At 70.3% G+C, this 15,870-nt stretch carries 16 protein-coding genes and 1 other RNA gene; 11 read left to right on the top strand and 6 right to left on the bottom strand.

All coding sequences use genetic code 11. The annotated features are described in order from the left end of the window. Positions 1–27: 27 nt before the first annotated feature. The 4 genes from pyrC to htpX all read left to right on the top strand — a co-directional run bounded on the left by pyrC (position 28) and on the right by htpX (position 3,648). Positions 28–1,059, top strand: coding sequence for a dihydroorotase (gene pyrC, locus VPA02S_RS08520; RefSeq protein WP_062363234.1), 1,032 nt, complete (start codon positions 28–30; stop codon positions 1,057–1,059). After that, a complete protein-coding gene (locus VPA02S_RS08515) occupies positions 1,056–1,883 on the top strand; it encodes an NYN domain-containing protein (protein WP_062363232.1) in 828 nt (275 codons plus the stop codon). Before pyrC ends, VPA02S_RS08515 begins: the two co-directional genes overlap by 4 nt. After that, on the top strand, positions 1,880–2,620 hold the full coding sequence (locus tag VPA02S_RS08510) for a DUF3025 domain-containing protein (protein ID WP_062363228.1): 741 nt from the start codon (positions 1,880–1,882) through the stop codon (positions 2,618–2,620). The genes VPA02S_RS08515 and VPA02S_RS08510 overlap by 4 nt, the downstream gene beginning before the upstream one ends. 152 nt (positions 2,621–2,772) lie before the next feature. After that, the gene (gene htpX, locus VPA02S_RS08505) at positions 2,773–3,648 is read left to right on the top strand and encodes a protease HtpX (RefSeq protein WP_062363225.1); all 876 of its coding nucleotides are present in this window, start codon (positions 2,773–2,775) and stop codon (positions 3,646–3,648) included. A gap of 87 nt (positions 3,649–3,735) precedes the next feature. On the opposite strand, the gene VPA02S_RS08500 is transcribed toward htpX, so the two are convergent. The 5 genes from VPA02S_RS08500 to cysK all read right to left on the bottom strand — a co-directional run bounded on the left by VPA02S_RS08500 (position 3,736) and on the right by cysK (position 8,327). Beyond that, entirely contained in the window at positions 3,736–4,155 is a 420-nt protein-coding gene (locus tag VPA02S_RS08500; protein WP_062363222.1) for a hypothetical protein, read from the bottom strand. Positions 4,156–4,186: 31 nt separating this feature from the next. Further along, positions 4,187–4,996 carry a ProQ/FINO family protein gene (locus tag VPA02S_RS08495; RefSeq protein ID WP_081247505.1) on the bottom strand — a complete coding sequence of 270 codons (810 nt, stop codon included), beginning with the start codon at positions 4,994–4,996 and terminating at the stop codon, positions 4,187–4,189. A 56-nt stretch (positions 4,997–5,052) separates the two neighbouring features. Further along, complete coding sequence (locus VPA02S_RS08490; RefSeq protein ID WP_062363219.1) at positions 5,053–5,682, bottom strand: flavin reductase family protein; 630 nt, start codon at positions 5,680–5,682, stop codon at positions 5,053–5,055. An 11-nt stretch (positions 5,683–5,693) separates the two neighbouring features. After that, positions 5,694–7,334, bottom strand: a complete 1,641-nt coding sequence (locus VPA02S_RS08485; RefSeq protein WP_062363216.1) for an NAD(P)/FAD-dependent oxidoreductase — start codon at positions 7,332–7,334, stop codon at positions 5,694–5,696. 72 nt (positions 7,335–7,406) lie between these two features. Then, entirely contained in the window at positions 7,407–8,327 is a 921-nt protein-coding gene (gene cysK, locus VPA02S_RS08480) for a cysteine synthase A (protein WP_062363213.1), read from the bottom strand. 94 nt (positions 8,328–8,421) lie between these two features. Here cysK and rnpB point away from each other — a divergent pair. The 7 genes from rnpB to VPA02S_RS08445 all read left to right on the top strand — a co-directional run bounded on the left by rnpB (position 8,422) and on the right by VPA02S_RS08445 (position 15,284). Further along, positions 8,422–8,769: RNase P RNA component class A (rnpB, locus tag VPA02S_RS08475), an RNA gene on the top strand. A gap of 103 nt (positions 8,770–8,872) precedes the next feature. Beyond that, the gene (locus VPA02S_RS08470; protein ID WP_012746019.1) at positions 8,873–9,352 is read left to right on the top strand and encodes a MarR family winged helix-turn-helix transcriptional regulator; all 480 of its coding nucleotides are present in this window, start codon (positions 8,873–8,875) and stop codon (positions 9,350–9,352) included. Then, positions 9,353–11,431, top strand: a complete 2,079-nt coding sequence (locus VPA02S_RS08465; protein ID WP_062363210.1) for an FUSC family protein — start codon at positions 9,353–9,355, stop codon at positions 11,429–11,431. Beyond that, entirely contained in the window at positions 11,428–11,634 is a 207-nt protein-coding gene (locus tag VPA02S_RS08460) for a DUF1656 domain-containing protein (protein ID WP_062363207.1), read from the top strand. The genes VPA02S_RS08465 and VPA02S_RS08460 overlap by 4 nt, the downstream gene beginning before the upstream one ends. Positions 11,635–11,644: 10 nt before the next feature. Further along, positions 11,645–12,580, top strand: a complete 936-nt coding sequence (locus VPA02S_RS08455) for an efflux RND transporter periplasmic adaptor subunit (RefSeq protein ID WP_062363204.1) — start codon at positions 11,645–11,647, stop codon at positions 12,578–12,580. After that, on the top strand, positions 12,577–14,067 hold the full coding sequence (locus VPA02S_RS08450; RefSeq protein ID WP_062363201.1) for an efflux transporter outer membrane subunit: 1,491 nt from the start codon (positions 12,577–12,579) through the stop codon (positions 14,065–14,067). The genes VPA02S_RS08455 and VPA02S_RS08450 overlap by 4 nt, the downstream gene beginning before the upstream one ends. A gap of 2 nt (positions 14,068–14,069) precedes the next feature. Next, the gene (locus VPA02S_RS08445; RefSeq protein WP_027729865.1) at positions 14,070–15,284 is read left to right on the top strand and encodes a multidrug effflux MFS transporter; all 1,215 of its coding nucleotides are present in this window, start codon (positions 14,070–14,072) and stop codon (positions 15,282–15,284) included. 10 nt (positions 15,285–15,294) lie between these two features. Here the strand turns inward: VPA02S_RS08445 and VPA02S_RS08440 are convergent, their stop codons facing one another. Next, positions 15,295–15,843 carry a hypothetical protein gene (locus VPA02S_RS08440; RefSeq protein ID WP_027729866.1) on the bottom strand — a complete coding sequence of 183 codons (549 nt, stop codon included), beginning with the start codon at positions 15,841–15,843 and terminating at the stop codon, positions 15,295–15,297. Positions 15,844–15,870 lie beyond the last annotated feature (27 nt).

The following is a 15,870-nucleotide window of genomic DNA, read 5'->3' as shown; positions in this document are numbered from 1 at the left end:
AGGCCGCGATGCGACAATGGCCCTCCCATGACAGACACCCTCACCATCACCCGCCCGGACGACTGGCACCTGCATGTGCGCGACGGCGCCGCCCTCGAAGCCGTGGTGCCGCACAGCGCGCGCCAGTTCGGCCGCGCGCTGGTCATGCCCAACCTGCGCCCCCCTGTGACCACCGCGGCGCAGGCCATCGCCTACCGCGACCGCATCCGCGCGGCGGTGCCGCCGGGCACGGCCTTCGAGCCCGTGATGTCGCTCTACCTGACCGACAAGCTGCCGCCCGAGGAAATCGCGCTGGCCGCGGAAGCCGGCGTGCGCGCGCTCAAGCTCTACCCGGCCGGCGCCACCACCAACAGCGATGCCGGCGTGACCGACATCCGCCACACCTACAAGACGCTCGAAGCCATGCAGAAGCACGGCCTGCTGCTGCTGGTGCACGGCGAGGTCACCGACCCGGCCGTCGACCTGTTCGACCGCGAGGCCGTCTTCATCGACCGCGTGATGATCCCGCTGCGCCGCGACTTCCCCGAGCTCAAGGTGGTGTTCGAGCACCTCACCACCCGGGAGGGCGCCCACTACGTGCGCGATGCCAACCGCTTCACGGCCGCCACCATCACCGCGCACCACCTGCTGTACAACCGCAACGCCATCTTCACCGGCGGCATCCGCCCGCACTACTACTGCCTGCCCGTGCTCAAGCGCGAGACGCACCGCGTGGCGCTGGTCCAGGCGGCCACGAGCGGCAGCGACCGCTTCTTCCTGGGCACCGACAGCGCGCCGCACCCGGCCCACCTGAAGGAACATGCGCTCGGCTGCGCCGGCTGCTACACCGCGCTGACCGCCATCGAGCTCTATGCCGAGGCCTTCGACAGCGTGGACGCGCTCGACAAGCTCGAGGGCTTCGCAAGCTTCCATGGCCCCGACTTCTACGGCCTGCCGCGCAACAGCGGCACCATCACGCTGAAGCGCGAAAGCTGGACCGTGCCCGAGACCGTGCCCTACGGCGACGCCACGCTCAAGCCGCTGCGCGGTGGTGAAACCATCGGCTGGAGACTCGCATGACGCCCGCGCTGCGGGTGATGCTGCTGATCGATGCCGACAACGTCTCAGCCGACGTGATCGAGCAGGCCGTGCAGCGGACCCTGGCCGAGCACGGCGCGGTTCATGTGCGCCGCGCCTATTGCAACGCCGAAACGGCGCTCAAGCAGCAGGCGCTTTTCAAGCGGCTGTCGGTGCGGCCGATGGTCAACCTCTCGGCCGGCAAGAACAGCACCGACATCGCGCTGGCGGTCGATGCGCTCGATCTCGTGATCGCCGAGCGTCCCGACGTGGTGGTGCTGGTGTCTTCCGATTCCGACTTTGCGCCGCTCGTGATCCGGCTGCGCGAAAAGGGCTGCCGCGTCTGCGGCCTGGGCCAGCAGGGCAAGACCGGCGAGGAGACCGTGGCGGTCTACGACGAGTTCACCGACCTGCAGCACCACGGCGCGCCGGTCGCGCCCCGCACCGCGCCGGCGAAGAAGGCCGCGGCCAAGGTGGCCGCGAAGCGTGCTGCGCCGGCCAAGACGGAAAAGGCCGAGAAGAGTGCGGCCACGCAGCCGGCCCGCAAGGCTGCGGCCAAGACGCCGGCCCGAAAGACCGCCAAGGCAGCAGCGAAGCCGCCCGCGCCGCAGCCGCCCTCCGAGGCCGCCGAATTCATCCTGCGCGCGGCACCCGCGCTGCGCAGCGGTGCCGACGTGCCGCTCAACGACGTGGCCCAGGCGCTGCGCGCGGCTGGCCTCCTCGGCAAGCACGGCAGTTCGCTCAAGCTGTTCGACAAGCTCCCGGCGGAGTTCGCCGTGCTGCAGCACCCCGACCGCATCCGCTGGACCGGAGCCGCCACGCCTTGAGCCTGGCGGCGGTCGACTGGGCGCAGCCCTGGCTCGCGCCCTATCGCGCCATCGGCCAGGCGGCGGCGCAGGCGGCACTGCGCACCTCGGTCGCGGCCGCGCTGCAGCGGCATGCGGCGCCCGATTCCAGGCCCGCCTTCGTGCCGCAGTCGGCGCTGCCCGCGGGGCAGGCCTATGAAGCCCACATCTTCCAGACCGGCACCGTGCCGACGCGCGACAACCTGCACGACTTCTTCAACGGCCTCGTCTGGCTCGCCTTTCCAGAGGCCAAGCGCCGCCTCAATGAACTGCAGGCCGCCGAGATCGCCCGCGCGGGCGTCGGCGCCACGCGCGGCCCGTTGCGCGATGCACTCACGCTGTTCGACGAGAACGGCGCCGTGCTCGATGCGCCCGAGCCGCTGTGGCGGGCGCTCGCCGCGCGCGACTGGCACACGCTCTTCGTGACGCAGCGCGCGCTGTGGTCCGGGGCGCGCCTCTGGGTGTTCGGCCATGCGCTGCTCGAGAAACTCGCCGCGCCGCGCAAGGCGCTCACCGCGCATGTGCTGCGGCTGCCGGCACCGGCTGCCGGCGGTTCGGCGGCGTCCTGCGACGGGGCGCTGGCGCGCAGCCTCGCGCCGGATCACCTGGCGCAAAAGCCCTTCGTTCCGCTGCCCGTGCTCGGCGTGCCGGGCTGGTGGGCCGGCAACGCGGCGGCGAATTTCTACGACGATCCCAAGGTCTTCAGGCCCGGTCCGTAGAACTTTTGCTCCTATCATCGCTCTACCTGCAAGCCGCGGTGCGGCTCCTCCAGAACCCCAACAACACAGGAAGAGCGCCATTTCCTGCACGGCTTGAAGAGGGCCATCCGGTCCTCATCTAGGCGGCAGCATTCCCCCACGGAGAATTCAACTTGAAACGTATCCTTCTGTTCGTTTTGACCAATGTGATGGTCGTTGCAGTGCTCGGCATCGTCGCCAGCCTGCTCGGCGTCAACCGCTTTCTGACGGCCAACGGGCTGAACCTCACGGCACTGCTCGGCTTCGCGCTCGTCATGGGCTTTGGCGGCGCGATCATTTCGCTCCTGATCAGCAAGCCCATGGCCAAGTGGACCACCAAGCTGCACATGATCGACAACCCCCAGTCGCCCGACGAGGCCTGGATCGTCGGCACGGTGCGCAAGTTTGCCGACAAGGCCGGCATCGGCATGCCCGAGGTCGGCATCTTCGAGGGCGAGCCCAATGCCTTCGCGACCGGCGCGTTCAAGAACTCGTCGCTGGTGGCGGTGTCCACCGGCCTGCTGCAGAACATGACGCGCGAAGAGGTCGAGGCCGTGATCGGCCACGAAGTGGCGCACATCGCCAACGGCGATATGGTCACCATGACGCTGATCCAGGGCGTGATGAACACCTTCGTCGTGTTCCTCTCGCGCGTGATCGGCTATGCGGTCGACAGCTTCCTGCGCCGCGGCGACGACCGTTCGTCGGGCCCGGGCATCGGCTACTACGTGAGCACCATCGTGCTGGACATCGTGCTGGGCTTTGCCGCCGCCATCGTGGTGGCGTGGTTCTCGCGCCAGCGCGAATTCCGCGCCGACGCCGGCTCGGCCGCGCTCATGGGCCAGAAGCAGCCGATGATGAACGCACTCGCGCGCCTGGGCGGCCTGCCGGCCGGCGAACTGCCCAAGGCGGTGGAAGCCATGGGCATCACGGGCAGCATCGGCAAGCTCTTTGCCACGCACCCGCCAATCGAAGAGCGCATTGCGGCGCTGCAGAACGCGCGTAGCTGATCGATCGATCCGCTGCCACAGCAAAAAAGGAAAAGCCGCCACGGGTTGCCGTGGCGGCTTTTTCATTGGGGCCGGCGCGGGGCAGCCTCAATACGAACGCAGCGAAATACCCCAGCGCCCGTCTACGCGCGTAGCGATCCAGAGATTGCGGTGCGTGCTGAGCACCGTGCCGGCTTCGTCCTCGCGCGTGTAGCTGACGACGAAGTGCACCTTGTCGGCGCTTGCGAGCACCGCTTCCTTCGACTGGTAGCGCGTGCGCTGCCAGCCCGAAGCCATGAGCTGCTCGAAAAACCCGGCCGGATGATGGCCGGACGCCTGCCATTCGAGGCGGTCGGCGCCCGAGAGCATCAGGTGCGGAAAATGAAGCTCGCCGTCCATGCCCGCGGTGTCGCAGGCATTGAAGCGTTCGGTGAAGCGGTCGAGGCAGGCGGAGGCTTCGGCGATCGCGTCCGACACAGCCGCGCCTGCGGAGGCCTCCGGCGTGACGAAGCTGGCGAAGCCGGTCATGGTTGCTGCGGCGGCGACAACGCCAGGGCGATCAGGCCGCCGGAGCCGCCGGCTGCCGCTCGGTCCGTGCGCGTGCGAGCGTGCTTGCGACCTCGTCGGCATCCATGCCGTACATCTCGGCGAACTCGTGCTCGCTGCTGCGGCCGCTGGCCTCGAAGGCGCGCAGCAGCGCCTCGCGCTTGGCGGCCTGGCGGGCCAGCTCGGCCAGCGCTTCGTCGAGCACGGCGTTGGTTTCCTCGTCGCGCGAGCGCACCAGCACCGCGTAGGCCTCGCGGTCCAGGCCCGAGGCTTCCACGGCGCGGGCGATGCGCGCCACCAGCTGCGGGCGCAGGTCCTCGCCGGGGTTGCGCTGCACGCGGCGGCGGTGCAGTTCGAGGATCGCGTGGTGCACATGCTCGGGCGCGACCGGCTCCACCGCGTTGCCGTCGAGGTCGTGGCGCGCCAGGCCCGCGGCCACCGCCTCGAGATAGCGCGTGGAGCGTGCGTGCAGGCCCAGCGCAACCTTCAGCTCGTCCTTCTTGAAATCGTCGGGGTGCTTCTCGAGCAGGTCCTGGAACACGCCGAGCTTGAGCGGCAGGAAGCGCGCGCCGAACATGTTGGGGTACAGCTCGAACAGCTTTTCGAGCGCCGGGTGCACCTTGCGCGCGCGCTGCGGCTGTGGCTGCTGCGCGGCCTGCCTGGGCTTCTGCTTTTGTTGTTGCTGGCGCGGCGCGCGCGGCGGCCGGGGCCGGCGTGCGTCGGCCTTCGGCTGCTGCTGCGACTGGTGCAACTGGGCGGTGCCCTCGGCTTCCGCCGGCTGGACTTCCTGGATTTCTTCTTGGGGCGTGGCGGTGTCGGTCATCGGTCGGTTCTTGTCAGGTTGGCTGGCAGCGGCGGAGAAAAATGGATTCCGCGCGTTCAGCGCGGGCGGAACATCTTGAAGAGATTGTCGGGGCTGATCTCGAAGTAATCGGCCGGGCCGCCGCCGCGCAGGATGGGCTGCGCCGCGGCGGTGTCGTAGATGCCGTTCTTCAGCAGGTGGCGCGCAATGTGCACGCCCACCACTTCGCCGAGGATCAGCCAGGTGGGCACCGGCACGCCGTCCACGCCCTCGAGCTGCAGCAGCTGCGTGAGCCGGCATTCGAAGGACACCGGGCTCTCGGCCACGCGCGGCACCGCAATGTGGCGCGACGCTGCGGGCGTGAGGCCGGCGAGCTCGAACTCGTTCACCTCGGGCGGCACCGCGGCGCACGACTGGTTCATCTGCTCGGCCAGCGGGCGGGTGGCCAGGTTCCAGCCGAACTCGCGCGTCTGGCGGATGTTGTGCAGGCTGTCCTTGGCGCCGATGCTCGCAAAGCCCACGATGGGCGGCGTGTAGTTGAAGGCGTTGAAGAAGCTGTAGGGCGCGAGGTTGAGCGCACCGTTTTCGTCCTGCGACGAGATCCATCCGATCGGCCGCGGGCCGACCATGGCATTGAACGGATCGTGCGGCAGGCCGTGGCCCTTGGCGGGTTCGTAGAAGTGGAAATCGTCGTTCGGCAGGGCCATGGGTTCCTTGCTCATGTTCCGGTGACGCTGCGCGCCACCGCTTCGGCCACCTTGATGCCGTCGACGCCGGCCGACAGGATACCGCCCGCGTAGCTCGCGCCTTCGCCGGCGGGGTAGAGGCCGCGCACGTTGAGGCTCTGGAAGTCGTCGCCGCGCGTGATGCGGATCGGCGACGAGGTGCGCGTTTCCACGCCGGTGAGCACCGCATCGTGCAGGTCGAAGCCCTTGATCTTGCGGCCGAAGGCGGGAAAGGCCTCGCGCATCGCCTCGATGGCGTAGGCCGGCAGCGCCTGGTGCAGGTCGGTGGGCGTGACGCCGGGCTTGTACGAGGGCGTCACGCTGCCGAGCCCGGTCGAGGGCCTGCCCGCGATGAAGTCGCCCACCAGCTGGCCGGGCGCGCGGTAGTCGCCGCCGCCGAGCACGAAGGCGTTCGATTCGAGTTCGCGCTGCAGCGCGATGCCGGCGAGCGCGTCGCCCGCGGTCTCGGGCGTCCAGCCGGGAAAGTCGCGCGGGTCGATGCCCACCACGATGCCCGCGTTGGCGTTGCGCTCGTTGCGCGAATACTGGCTCATGCCGTTGGTGACCACGCGGCCGGGCTCGCTGGTGGCCGCCACCACGGTGCCGCCGGGGCACATGCAGAAGCTGTAGACCGAGCGGCCATTGCTCGCGTGGTGCACCAGCTTGTAGTCGGCCGCGCCGAGCAGCGGATGGCCCGCATGGCGGCCCCAGCGTGCGCGGTCGATCAGGCCCTGCGGATGCTCGACGCGAAAGCCGATGGAAAAGGGCTTGGCCTCGACGTGCACGCCGCGTGCGTGCAGCATGGAAAAAGTGTCGCGCGAGCTGTGGCCGAGCGCCATCACCACATGGTCGGCGCGCAGCTCGCTGCTCGTGCCGGTCGCCTGGTCGAGCACGGTGAGGCCGCGAAGCTGGCCGTTCTCGATCTGCACGTCGGTCACGCGCTGCTCGAAGCGGATCTCGCCGCCCAGCGAGACGATCTGCTCGCGGATGTTTTCCACCACCTTCACCAGCTTGAAGGTGCCGATGTGCGGATGCGCGACATAAAGGATCTCTGGCGGCGCGCCGGCCTTCACGAACTCTTCCATCACCTTGCGGCCGAGGAAGCGCGGGTCCTTGATCTGGCTGTAGAGCTTGCCGTCCGAGAAGGTGCCGGCGCCGCCTTCGCCGAACTGCACATTCGACTCGGGGTCGAGCACGCTCTTGCGCCACAGGCCCCAGGTGTCGCGGGTGCGCTGGCGCACGGTCTTGCCGCGTTCGAGCACGATGGGCTTGAACCCCATCTTCGCGAGCATCAGCGCCGCAAAGATGCCGCAGGGGCCGAAGCCGATCACCACCGGCCGGGGCGCGCCTTCGGGTGCCTGCGCGGGCGGCGTGTAGCGCATGTCGGGCGCGGCCTGGATGTGCGGATGCGCAGCGTGCTTCGCGAGCAGTGCGGCTTCGAGCCCGGCGTCGGCCAGCTGCACGTCGGCGATGTAGACCGTGAGCAGGTCGGCCTTGCGCGCGTCGAAGCTGCGCTTGAAGACGGTGTGGGAAGCGATCGCTTCGAACGGGACGTCCAGCGTCCGGGCGATCAGAGCGGCCAGCGCCTCGGGGGCGTGGTCCAGCGGGAGTTTGAGTTCGGAAATTCTCAGCATGTCATGGGGCTTGTGGTTATCAAGCAGGCCACGGATTTTACGCGCCGAGGCGCTATGAAAGAGATAGCTGGGTCAGGCTGGGAGGAAGCCCTCGACGGAGAGATAGCGCTCGCCGGTGTCGTAGTTGAATCCCAGCACCACCGCATCGGGTGCCAGCGAGGGCAGCTTCTGCGCGATGGCCGCGAGCGTGGCGCCCGAGGAAATGCCCACCAGCATGCCTTCCTCGACCGCGCAGCGGCGGGCCATTTCGCGCGCCGGTTCGGCGTCGACCTGCAGCACGCCGTCGAGCAGCGAGGTGTCGAGGTTCTTCGGGATGAAGCCCGCGCCAATGCCCTGGATCGGGTGCGGCGAGGGCTGGCCGCCCGAGATCACCGGCGAGGCCACCGGCTCCACCGCGAACACCTGCAGCTTCGGCCACTTCTTCTTGAGCACCCGCGCCACGCCCGTGATGTGGCCGCCGGTGCCCACGCCGGTGATCAGCACGTCGATGCCGTCAGGAAAGTCGGCCGCGATTTCCTCGGCCGTGGTGCGCACGTGCACGTCGATGTTGGCGGGGTTGTTGAACTGCTGCGGCATCCACGCGCCCGGCGTGCCGGCCACGATTTCCTCGGCGCGCGCGATGGAAGCCTTCATGCCGCCGGCGCGCGGCGTGAGGTCGAAGGTGGCGCCGTAGGCCAGCATGAGGCGGCGGCGCTCCACCGACATGCTGTCGGGCATCACGAGGATCAGCTTGTAGCCCTTGACGGCCGCGACCATGGCCAGGCCGATGCCGGTGTTGCCCGAGGTGGGCTCCACGATGGTGCCGCCGGGCTTCAGCGCGCCGGACTTCTCGGCGTCTTCCACCATCGACAGCGCGATGCGGTCCTTGATGGAGCCGCCGGGGTTGGCGCGCTCGGACTTGATCCACACCTGCTGCTTCGCATTGCCGAACAGGCGGTTGATGCGGATGTGCGGCGTGTTGCCGATGGTCTGGAGGATGTTCTGGGCCTTCATGGGATCTCCTTGGGCTTTTGTCGGGGCAGTCGAAGCGCCATTGTGGAGCGGACGGCCGGCGCCCGCGAGGTAATCGAGCGATAATCCCCGGCGTGAAGCACGCCAGACCGCCGCTGGTGCAAGCCCGCAAGGGGCGACGCCGCAAGGCGCCGCGTCGAAAGACCGCACTGGAGGAACGTCCGGACTGCACAGGACAGCGCAGGAGTTAACGACTCTCCACCGTGAGGTGAGGATCAGAGCAACAGAGACGAGCCGATTCAGTTCGGGTGAAACGGGCAATCTCTGCGCGCAGCAACACCAAGTAGGCCAGTATCGAGGTGGTTCCGCTGAGCTGGCGGGTAGGTGGCATCGAGCCGTTTGGCGACAAGCGGCCCAGAGTAATGGCGGTCACGTTGGGGGCAACTCCAACGCACAGAATCCGGCTTATCGGCGGGCTTCACACTTTTCTTCTTTCCTGATTTCCCCCTGGGGTTCTTCCATGGGGCGCTGCAGTGCTGCGGCTTTTCTCCTAAAATAGATAGCAAGCTAACTAATTTGAGAGAACCATGGCCCACGTCTCGAAGACCCGAGAAGCCGCGCTGATGTCGCTCGGCATGGCGCTGTCGCCGCTGCAGCGCGGCTACCGGGCCGCGGCCGACAAGGCGGTGGCGCATGTCGGGCTTTCGCAGTCGCTGGCGTGGCCGATCGTGATGATCGGCCGCCTGCACGGCGGCGTGCGCCAGGGCGTGCTTGCCGAGGCGCTGGGCATCGAGGGGCCTTCGCTGGTGCGCTCGATCGACCAGCTGGTGGAGGCCGGCTTCGTGGAGCGCCGCGAAGACCCGGCCGACCGCCGCGCCAAGACGCTGCATCTCACGCCGGCCGGCGAGGCCGCCTGCCAGCCCATCGAGGCCGCGCTGCGCGGCCTGCGCGCCACGCTGTTCGAAGGCGTGGCCGACGAGGACATTGCCGCCTGCCTGCGCGTGTTCGCGGTGCTCGGAGAGCGGCTCGGCCGCGCCGCGCCGGCGCCGCAGGAAGGGCGCAGGTAGATGGCCGCCTTCCAGCTGCCGCGCTTCAGCCGCGCGGAGCTTCTCTTTTCTGCCAAGAGCTTTGCCGCCGCGATGCTGGCCATGTACCTGGCCAGCCGCGCCGGCCTGCCGCGTCCGTTCTGGGCCTTGATGACCACCTACGTGGTGGCCCATCCGCTGGCCGGCGCGGTGCGCTCCAAGGCGCTCTACCGCTTCTGCGGCACCTTGATCGGCTGCGTGGCCACGGTGCTGCTGGTGCCTGCCTTGTCGAACGCGCCGGAGCTGCTCACGCTGGTGCTCGCGCTGTGGGTGGGCCTGTGCCTGTGCATTTCGCTGTTCGACCGCACGCCGCGTTCCTACGTCTTCATGCTGGCGGGCTACACCGCCGCGCTGATCGGCTTTCCTTCGGTGCAGACGCCGCTCGCGCTGTTCGACACCGCGGTGGCGCGGGTGGAGGAAATCGGCCTGGGCATCCTGTGCGCCACGCTGGTCCACAGCATTGCGTGGCCCACGGGCCTGGCGCCGACCGTGCTGGGCCTGCTCGACCGCACGCTGCAGGACGCGCGCCAGTGGCTCGGCGACCTGCTGCAGCCCGCCGGACGCCGCGCCGATGCCGATCCGCAAACGCTCGCGGCCGACCGCCGCCGCCTGGCCGGCGACATCACCCAGCTGCGGCTGCTGTCCACCCACGTGCCGTTCGACACCACGCACCTGCGCTGGACCGCCGGCGCGATCCGCGCCATGCAGGACCGCGTGGCCGCGCTCACGCCCGCGCTGTCGGCCGTGGAGGACCGGCTGCTGGCGCTGGAACAGGCCGACGGCGCGCTGGCGCCGGACGTCGCCGCGGTGCTCGCGCAGGCCGCGCAATGGCTGCAGGAAGACGATGCAGCGCGCGCGCAGTCGCTGCAGCTGCTGCGCCGCTCGATCCAGGCGCTGGGCGCGACGCCGCAGCACAGTCCCTGGAGCCGCGCCCTGCGCATCGGGCTCGCGGGCCGGCTCGAGGAACTGGTCGAGGGATGGCGTGCCTGCGCGCGGCTGCGCATGGACATCGACGAGGGCCTCCAGGGCGCGCTTGCGCCGCGCCGCACGGCCGCGCTCGGCAGCCGCGTGCTGCACCGCGACTACGGCATGGCGCTGCTGTCGGCGCTGGCCGCGGTGCTCGCCATCTGCCTGTGCGGCGCCTTCTGGATCGTGACGGGCTGGCCCATGGGCTCGGCCGCCACCATGATGGCCGCGGTCTTCTGCTGCTTCTTCGCGACCATGGACGACCCGGTGCCCGCGATCCACGGCTTCCTGAAGTACACGCTGTGGTCGATTCCTGTCTCCGCGCTCTATGTGCTGGTGCTGATGCCGCTGGTGCAGGACTTCGGCATGCTGGTGGTGGTGTGTGCGCCGGCCTTCCTGCTGCTGGGCGTCTATATGGCGCGGCCGGCGCATTTCATGGCGGCCATGGCGCTGCTGTTCGGCGTGGCCGGCACGCTGGCCATGCACGACACCGCCAATGCCGACCTGGTGAGCTTCATCAACAGCATGCTCGGCCAGGTCATCGGCGTGGTGGTTGCCGCGCGCGTCACGCGGCTGGTGCGCTCCGTGGGCGCTGACTGGAGCGCGCGGCGCATCCAGCGCGCCACCTGGCGCGAGCTCGGCGAGATGGCCGGCGCCTCGCAGCGCCAGGGCGCGCAGGGCGACGCCTACGCCGTGCGCATGCTCGACCGCATCGGCCTGCTCGCACCGCGCATCGCGCAGGCCGGCGGCAGCATCGAGGGCGTGGCCGCCAACGACGCGCTGCGCGACCTGCGCACCGGCGCCGACATCGACGTGCTGCAGCGGGTGCGCACGCAGCTGCCGCCGGCCTCGGCCGCGGCGCTCCTGGGCGGCATCTCGCAGTTCTTCCGCCAGCGCGGCAGGGGCCGCATGCAAGCGCGCCCCGCCAGCCTGCTGCCGCAGATCGACGAGGCGCTGTCGGCCGTGCTTGGCGCGCAGCATGCGCCGTCATCCGCATCGCGCAGCGCAGTGACCGCGTTGGTGGGCCTGCGCCGCAATCTCTTTCCCGATGCACCGCCGCGCCTCGCCGCGGCCGGACAAGGAGCCTCCAGATGATTGGCGAAGCAAGTTTCTACGGCCTCTACCTGCCATGGCTGCTGGTGCTGGCCGGCATTGCGCTGGCCGCCCTCTGGGGCGTGCGCCATCTGCTGGCCCTGGCCGGCCTCTACCGCTGGGTGTGGCACCCCGCGCTGTTCGACATGGCGCTTTATCTGCTGCTGCTCTACGGCCTCAGCCGTGCGGCGTCCTTCCTTCAATGACGAGATCCAGATGAAAGCCCCTCTTTCCACCGACAGCTCCTGGCCGATGCGCCTCGGGCGCATTCTTCTCACCGCGGCCGTGGTGGCGGCCGCCGCATGGGCCGGCTTGCAGCTCTGGGACCACTACGAGCTCGCCCCCTGGACGCGCGACGGCCGCGTGCGCGCCAACGTGGTCCAGATCGCGCCGGACGTTTCCGGCCTGGTCACCGCGGTGCCTGTGCGGGACAACCAGGCCGTGCAGGCCGGGGCACTGCTGTTCGAGGTGGACCGCGCGCGCTACGACCTTGCCGTGCGCCAGGCCCAGGCCGCGCTGGCGGCGCAGCGTGCCGCCAGCGCGCAGGCGCAGCGCGAGAACGCGCGCAACACGGGGCTGGACGCGCTGGTGTCGCAGGAGGCCCGTGAACAGACCCGCGCCCGCGCGGAGCAGGCGCGCGCCGCCGTCGCGCAGGCCGAGGTGGTGCTCGACGCGGCGCGCCTCAACCTGCAGCGCGCCGAGGTGCGCGCGCCGGTCAACGGCCTGGTGACCAACCTCGACCTGCGCACCGGCAGCTATGCATCGGCCGGGCGGCCGGTGCTGGCGCTGGTCGATGCGCATTCGTTCTTCGTCGAGGGCTACTTCGAGGAAACCAAGCTGCCGCGCATCCACCTGGGCGACCGCGTGCGCGTGACGCCAATGGGCGGCGGCGCGGTGCTCGAAGGCGCGGTCGACAGCGTGGCTGCCGGCATTGCCGACCATGACCGCTCGACCAGCGCCAACCTGCTGCCCAGCGTGAACCCGACCTTCAACTGGGTGCGGCTCGCGCAGCGCATTCCGGTGCGCATCAGGCTCGATCCGCTGCCGCAGGGCGCACGGCTCGTGGCCGGCCAGACCGTGACCGTGCAGGTGCTCGAGCATCCGCCGGCGCGCAACGCCGGTGCACCGGCCGCCGAGCCGAAGAAGGGATGAACGCCATGCCCCGTCTTGCACTTCGCATGGCTTCGCTCGCGGTTGCGGCGGGGCTCGCGACTTGCGCGGCCGTCGGCCCCGACTACCGCCAGCCGCCCGAGGCGCTGGCCAGCCAGCCCGGCGCCGCACGCCCGTTCGCCGAGGTGCCCGCCAACGCCGCCCCGCTGCCCGCGCACTGGTGGCGGCTGTACCACGACCCGCTGCTGGACCGGCTCGTCACGCAGGCCCTCGCGCACAACACCGACCTGCGGCAGGCCGTCGCAAACCTGGAGCGCGAGCGCGCCATCGAGGCCGAGGTTGCCGGCGGCCAGCGCCCCACGCTCGGCGTGAGCGGCGGCCCTTCGTTCGGCCATGCGTCGGGCCTGTCGATGCTGCAGAAGGGCTATGAGCCGCCGAGCCGCTTCAACTACAGCGCGGCTGCCTCCCTGTCCTACCAGGTCGACCTGTTCGGCCAGATACGCCGCAGCATCGAAGCCGCGGGCGCCAACACCGAGGCCGCCGCGGCCGCGCTCGACCTCGTGCGCGTGAACGTGGCCGCGGGCACCGCGCGCGCCTACGCGCAGGCCTGCTCGACCGGGCTGCGCCTGCAGATCGCGCAGAAATCCGTCGCGCTGCAGCAGGACGCGCTGAACGTCACCGAGCGCCTGCAGCGCGCGGGCCGCGCCGGTGCCATCGACGCCAACCGCGCGCGTGCGCAGCTGGAGCAGCTGAATGCCGCGCTGCCGCCGCTGCAGGCCGAGCGCCAGGGCGCGCTCTACCGCCTGACCACGCTGACCGGCGCCCTGCCGCAGGACTTCCCGCGCGAGGTGGCCGGCTGCACCGTGCCCCCACGCGTGGCCGGCACGCTGCCGGTGGGCGATGGCGCGGCTCTGCTGCGGCGCCGCCCGGACATCCGCCAGGCCGAGCGCAGCCTGGCGGCCTCCACCGCACGCATCGGCGTGGCCACGGCCGATCTCTATCCGAAGGTGACGCTGGGGCTCTCGGCCTCGTCGGCCGGGCCGGCCAGCGATTTCGGCCGCAAGGACACCATTGGCTGGAGCATGGGCCCGCTGATCTCCTGGACCCTCCCCAACACCGGCATCGCGCAGGCCCGCATCGCCCAGGCCGAGGCCGGCACGCGCGCCGCGCTCGCGAAGTTCGACGGCACCGTGCTGACCGCATTGCGCGAAACCGAGACCGCGCTCGGCACCTATGCGCGCGAGCTCGACCGCCGCGCCGCGCTGCAGGCTTCGCGCGACGAAAGCGCCAAGGTGGCCGCGCAGGCGCGCCAGCTCTACCAGGGCGGCCGCACCGCGTACCTCGACGCGCTCGATGCCGAACGCTCGCTGGCCGCGAGCGACGCGGCGCTCGCGGCCAGCGAGGCGCAACTGGCCGACGACCAGGTGGTGCTGTTCATGGCGCTCGGCGGCGGCTGGGAGCCGGACGATGGCACCGGCCTTGCGGCCAACGAAGCCGCGCCCGCGTCCACCTCCGTCAAGGCTCGCTGACCATGGCCGCTGCCGCACTTTCCTCCACGCCGCGCCGGCATGCGCCGCTGTGGCTGCTGGCGCTCGTCACCTTCAGCGGCACGCTCGCCATGCACATCTTCGTGCCCGCGCTGCCCGTTGCTGCGCAGGGCCTGGGCGCCGGCATGGGCGCGATGCAGATGACCGTGAGCCTCTACATCCTCGGCCTGGCCGTGGGGCAGCTCGCCTACGGCCCGCTGGCCGACCGCTACGGCCGCCGCCCGGTGCTGCTGTGCGGGCTTGCGCTCTATTCGGCCGCGGGGCTTGCTGCGGCGCTCGCACCCGATGTCCATGCGCTCATCGCCGCGCGGCTGTTCCAGGCCATGGGCGGCTGCGCGGGGCTGGTGCTGGGGCGCAGCATGGTGCGCGACACCGCCGAGCCGCAGGAAGCCACGAAGCGCCTCGCACTCATGAACCTCATGGTCACCGTCGGCCCGAGCATTGCACCGCTGCTCGGCGGCGCGCTGGCCAGCGCCTTCGGCTGGCGCTCGATCTTCCATGCACTGTTCGCGCTCGGCCTCACGGGTCTCGTGTTCGCATGGAGGCTGCTGCCCGAGACCGGCATGCCGGGCATGCGCGTCGAAGGCCGGGTGTTGGCACGCAACTACCGCTTGCTGCTCGCGTCGCCCGCGTTCCTTGGCTTTTCGATCGGCGGCGGCTGCGCCACCACGTCGATGTATGCCTTCATCGCGTCGGCACCTTTCATCTTCGTCGACCAGCTGCATCGCCCTGCGCACGAGGCCGGCATCTACCTTGCGATATTGGTGTCGGGCGTGTGGCTTGGCAGCTTTCTCACCAGCCGCCTGATCGTGCACGCGAACCTCGACCGGTTCATGACGCGCGCCAACCTGCTGAGCTGCGCCGCGGCCTTCGTTCTGCTGGGCGCAGCGCTCGCGCAGCGGCTGTCGGTGCCGCTCATCGTGGCGGCGATGTTCCTCTACACCGTGGGCGCGGGCATGGCTTCGCCGGCCGCGCTCACGCGCGCCATCGGCGTCAATCCGCTCGTGATCGGCTCGGCTTCAGGGCTCTATGGCGCCACGCAGATGGCGGTGGGCGCCGCATGCACCGCGCTGGCGGGACTGGGGCACCGCAACCCCGCGATGGCGGCGGCGCTGGTGCTGGCCGGTGCCAGCATCGTGGCGCAGGCCTCATTCGCGGTGGCGCTGCGCGCGCAGAAGAGGGCGGAGGCGGCTGCGTAGCCTGCGCGCGTCAGCGCGTGAAGAGCCAGCCGCCCCTGGGCTGGCGCGTCAGCTCATGCCGCCGGACCGAGCGCTCCTCGCCGTCGTCGCCCACGTACACCACTTCGAAGCGCAGCCGCTTCGGCGACACCATCTTCCAGTTCTGGATGCGCTTGACCGTCACGCAGGCGGTCTTGTCGTGGTACTGCATATCGGCCATCGGCCCGCCCTGGAAGCCGGTGCCGTCGAACAGCCGGCCCGGCGCCGCGAACGGGCTGAGCACGGCGCCGTTGCGCGCGGTGATGCAGCCCTCGGTCCGCACGAAGGATTCGATGGTGGGCGCCGCGCTTTGCACCACCTTGGCCACGGCCGGCGTGGGCGGCCTGGTCACGATGGCTTCGCGGATGCGTTCCACTTGCTCCTCGGTGATCGGCGCGAGCCCGCTGGGCGACACGACCGGCGGCGGTGCCGGCGGTGGCGGCGGCGCGTACGAGGGCAGCAATGGCGCGAGATAGCTGCAGCCTGCCAGCGCCAAAGGGGCGGTGCAGGCGAGTGCGGCGGTCCGGGTTCCGAACTTCATGGATGGGTCTCCTGTCGTCGATTCCTC

Source organism: Variovorax paradoxus NBRC 15149, assembly GCF_001591365.1.
Lineage (GTDB): Bacteria > Pseudomonadota > Gammaproteobacteria > Burkholderiales > Burkholderiaceae_C > Variovorax > Variovorax paradoxus.
Note: the sequence above shows the minus strand (reverse complement) of the source record. Positions and strands in the feature narration are given on the sequence as shown.

What these genes read in the sequence shown, in the direction of transcription:
- pyrC (WP_062363234.1), top strand. Translation starts at nt 28, where the DNA reads ATGACAGACACCCTCACCATCACCCGCCCGGACGACTGGCACCTGCAT.
- VPA02S_RS08515 (WP_062363232.1), top strand. Translation starts at nt 1,056, where the DNA reads ATGACGCCCGCGCTGCGGGTGATGCTGCTGATCGATGCCGACAACGTC.
- VPA02S_RS08500 (WP_062363222.1), bottom strand. Translation starts at nt 4,155, where the DNA reads ATGACCGGCTTCGCCAGCTTCGTCACGCCGGAGGCCTCCGCAGGCGCG.
- VPA02S_RS08495 (WP_081247505.1), bottom strand. Translation starts at nt 4,996, where the DNA reads ATGACCGACACCGCCACGCCCCAAGAAGAAATCCAGGAAGTCCAGCCG.
- VPA02S_RS08490 (WP_062363219.1), bottom strand. Translation starts at nt 5,682, where the DNA reads ATGGCCCTGCCGAACGACGATTTCCACTTCTACGAACCCGCCAAGGGC.
- VPA02S_RS08485 (WP_062363216.1), bottom strand. Translation starts at nt 7,334, where the DNA reads ATGCTGAGAATTTCCGAACTCAAACTCCCGCTGGACCACGCCCCCGAG.
- cysK (WP_062363213.1), bottom strand. Translation starts at nt 8,327, where the DNA reads ATGAAGGCCCAGAACATCCTCCAGACCATCGGCAACACGCCGCACATC.
- VPA02S_RS08470 (WP_012746019.1), top strand. Translation starts at nt 8,873, where the DNA reads ATGGCCCACGTCTCGAAGACCCGAGAAGCCGCGCTGATGTCGCTCGGC.
- VPA02S_RS08465 (WP_062363210.1), top strand. Translation starts at nt 9,353, where the DNA reads ATGGCCGCCTTCCAGCTGCCGCGCTTCAGCCGCGCGGAGCTTCTCTTT.
- VPA02S_RS08460 (WP_062363207.1), top strand. Translation starts at nt 11,428, where the DNA reads ATGATTGGCGAAGCAAGTTTCTACGGCCTCTACCTGCCATGGCTGCTG.
- VPA02S_RS08455 (WP_062363204.1), top strand. Translation starts at nt 11,645, where the DNA reads ATGAAAGCCCCTCTTTCCACCGACAGCTCCTGGCCGATGCGCCTCGGG.
- VPA02S_RS08450 (WP_062363201.1), top strand. Translation starts at nt 12,577, where the DNA reads ATGAACGCCATGCCCCGTCTTGCACTTCGCATGGCTTCGCTCGCGGTT.
- VPA02S_RS08445 (WP_027729865.1), top strand. Translation starts at nt 14,070, where the DNA reads ATGGCCGCTGCCGCACTTTCCTCCACGCCGCGCCGGCATGCGCCGCTG.
- VPA02S_RS08440 (WP_027729866.1), bottom strand. Translation starts at nt 15,843, where the DNA reads ATGAAGTTCGGAACCCGGACCGCCGCACTCGCCTGCACCGCCCCTTTG.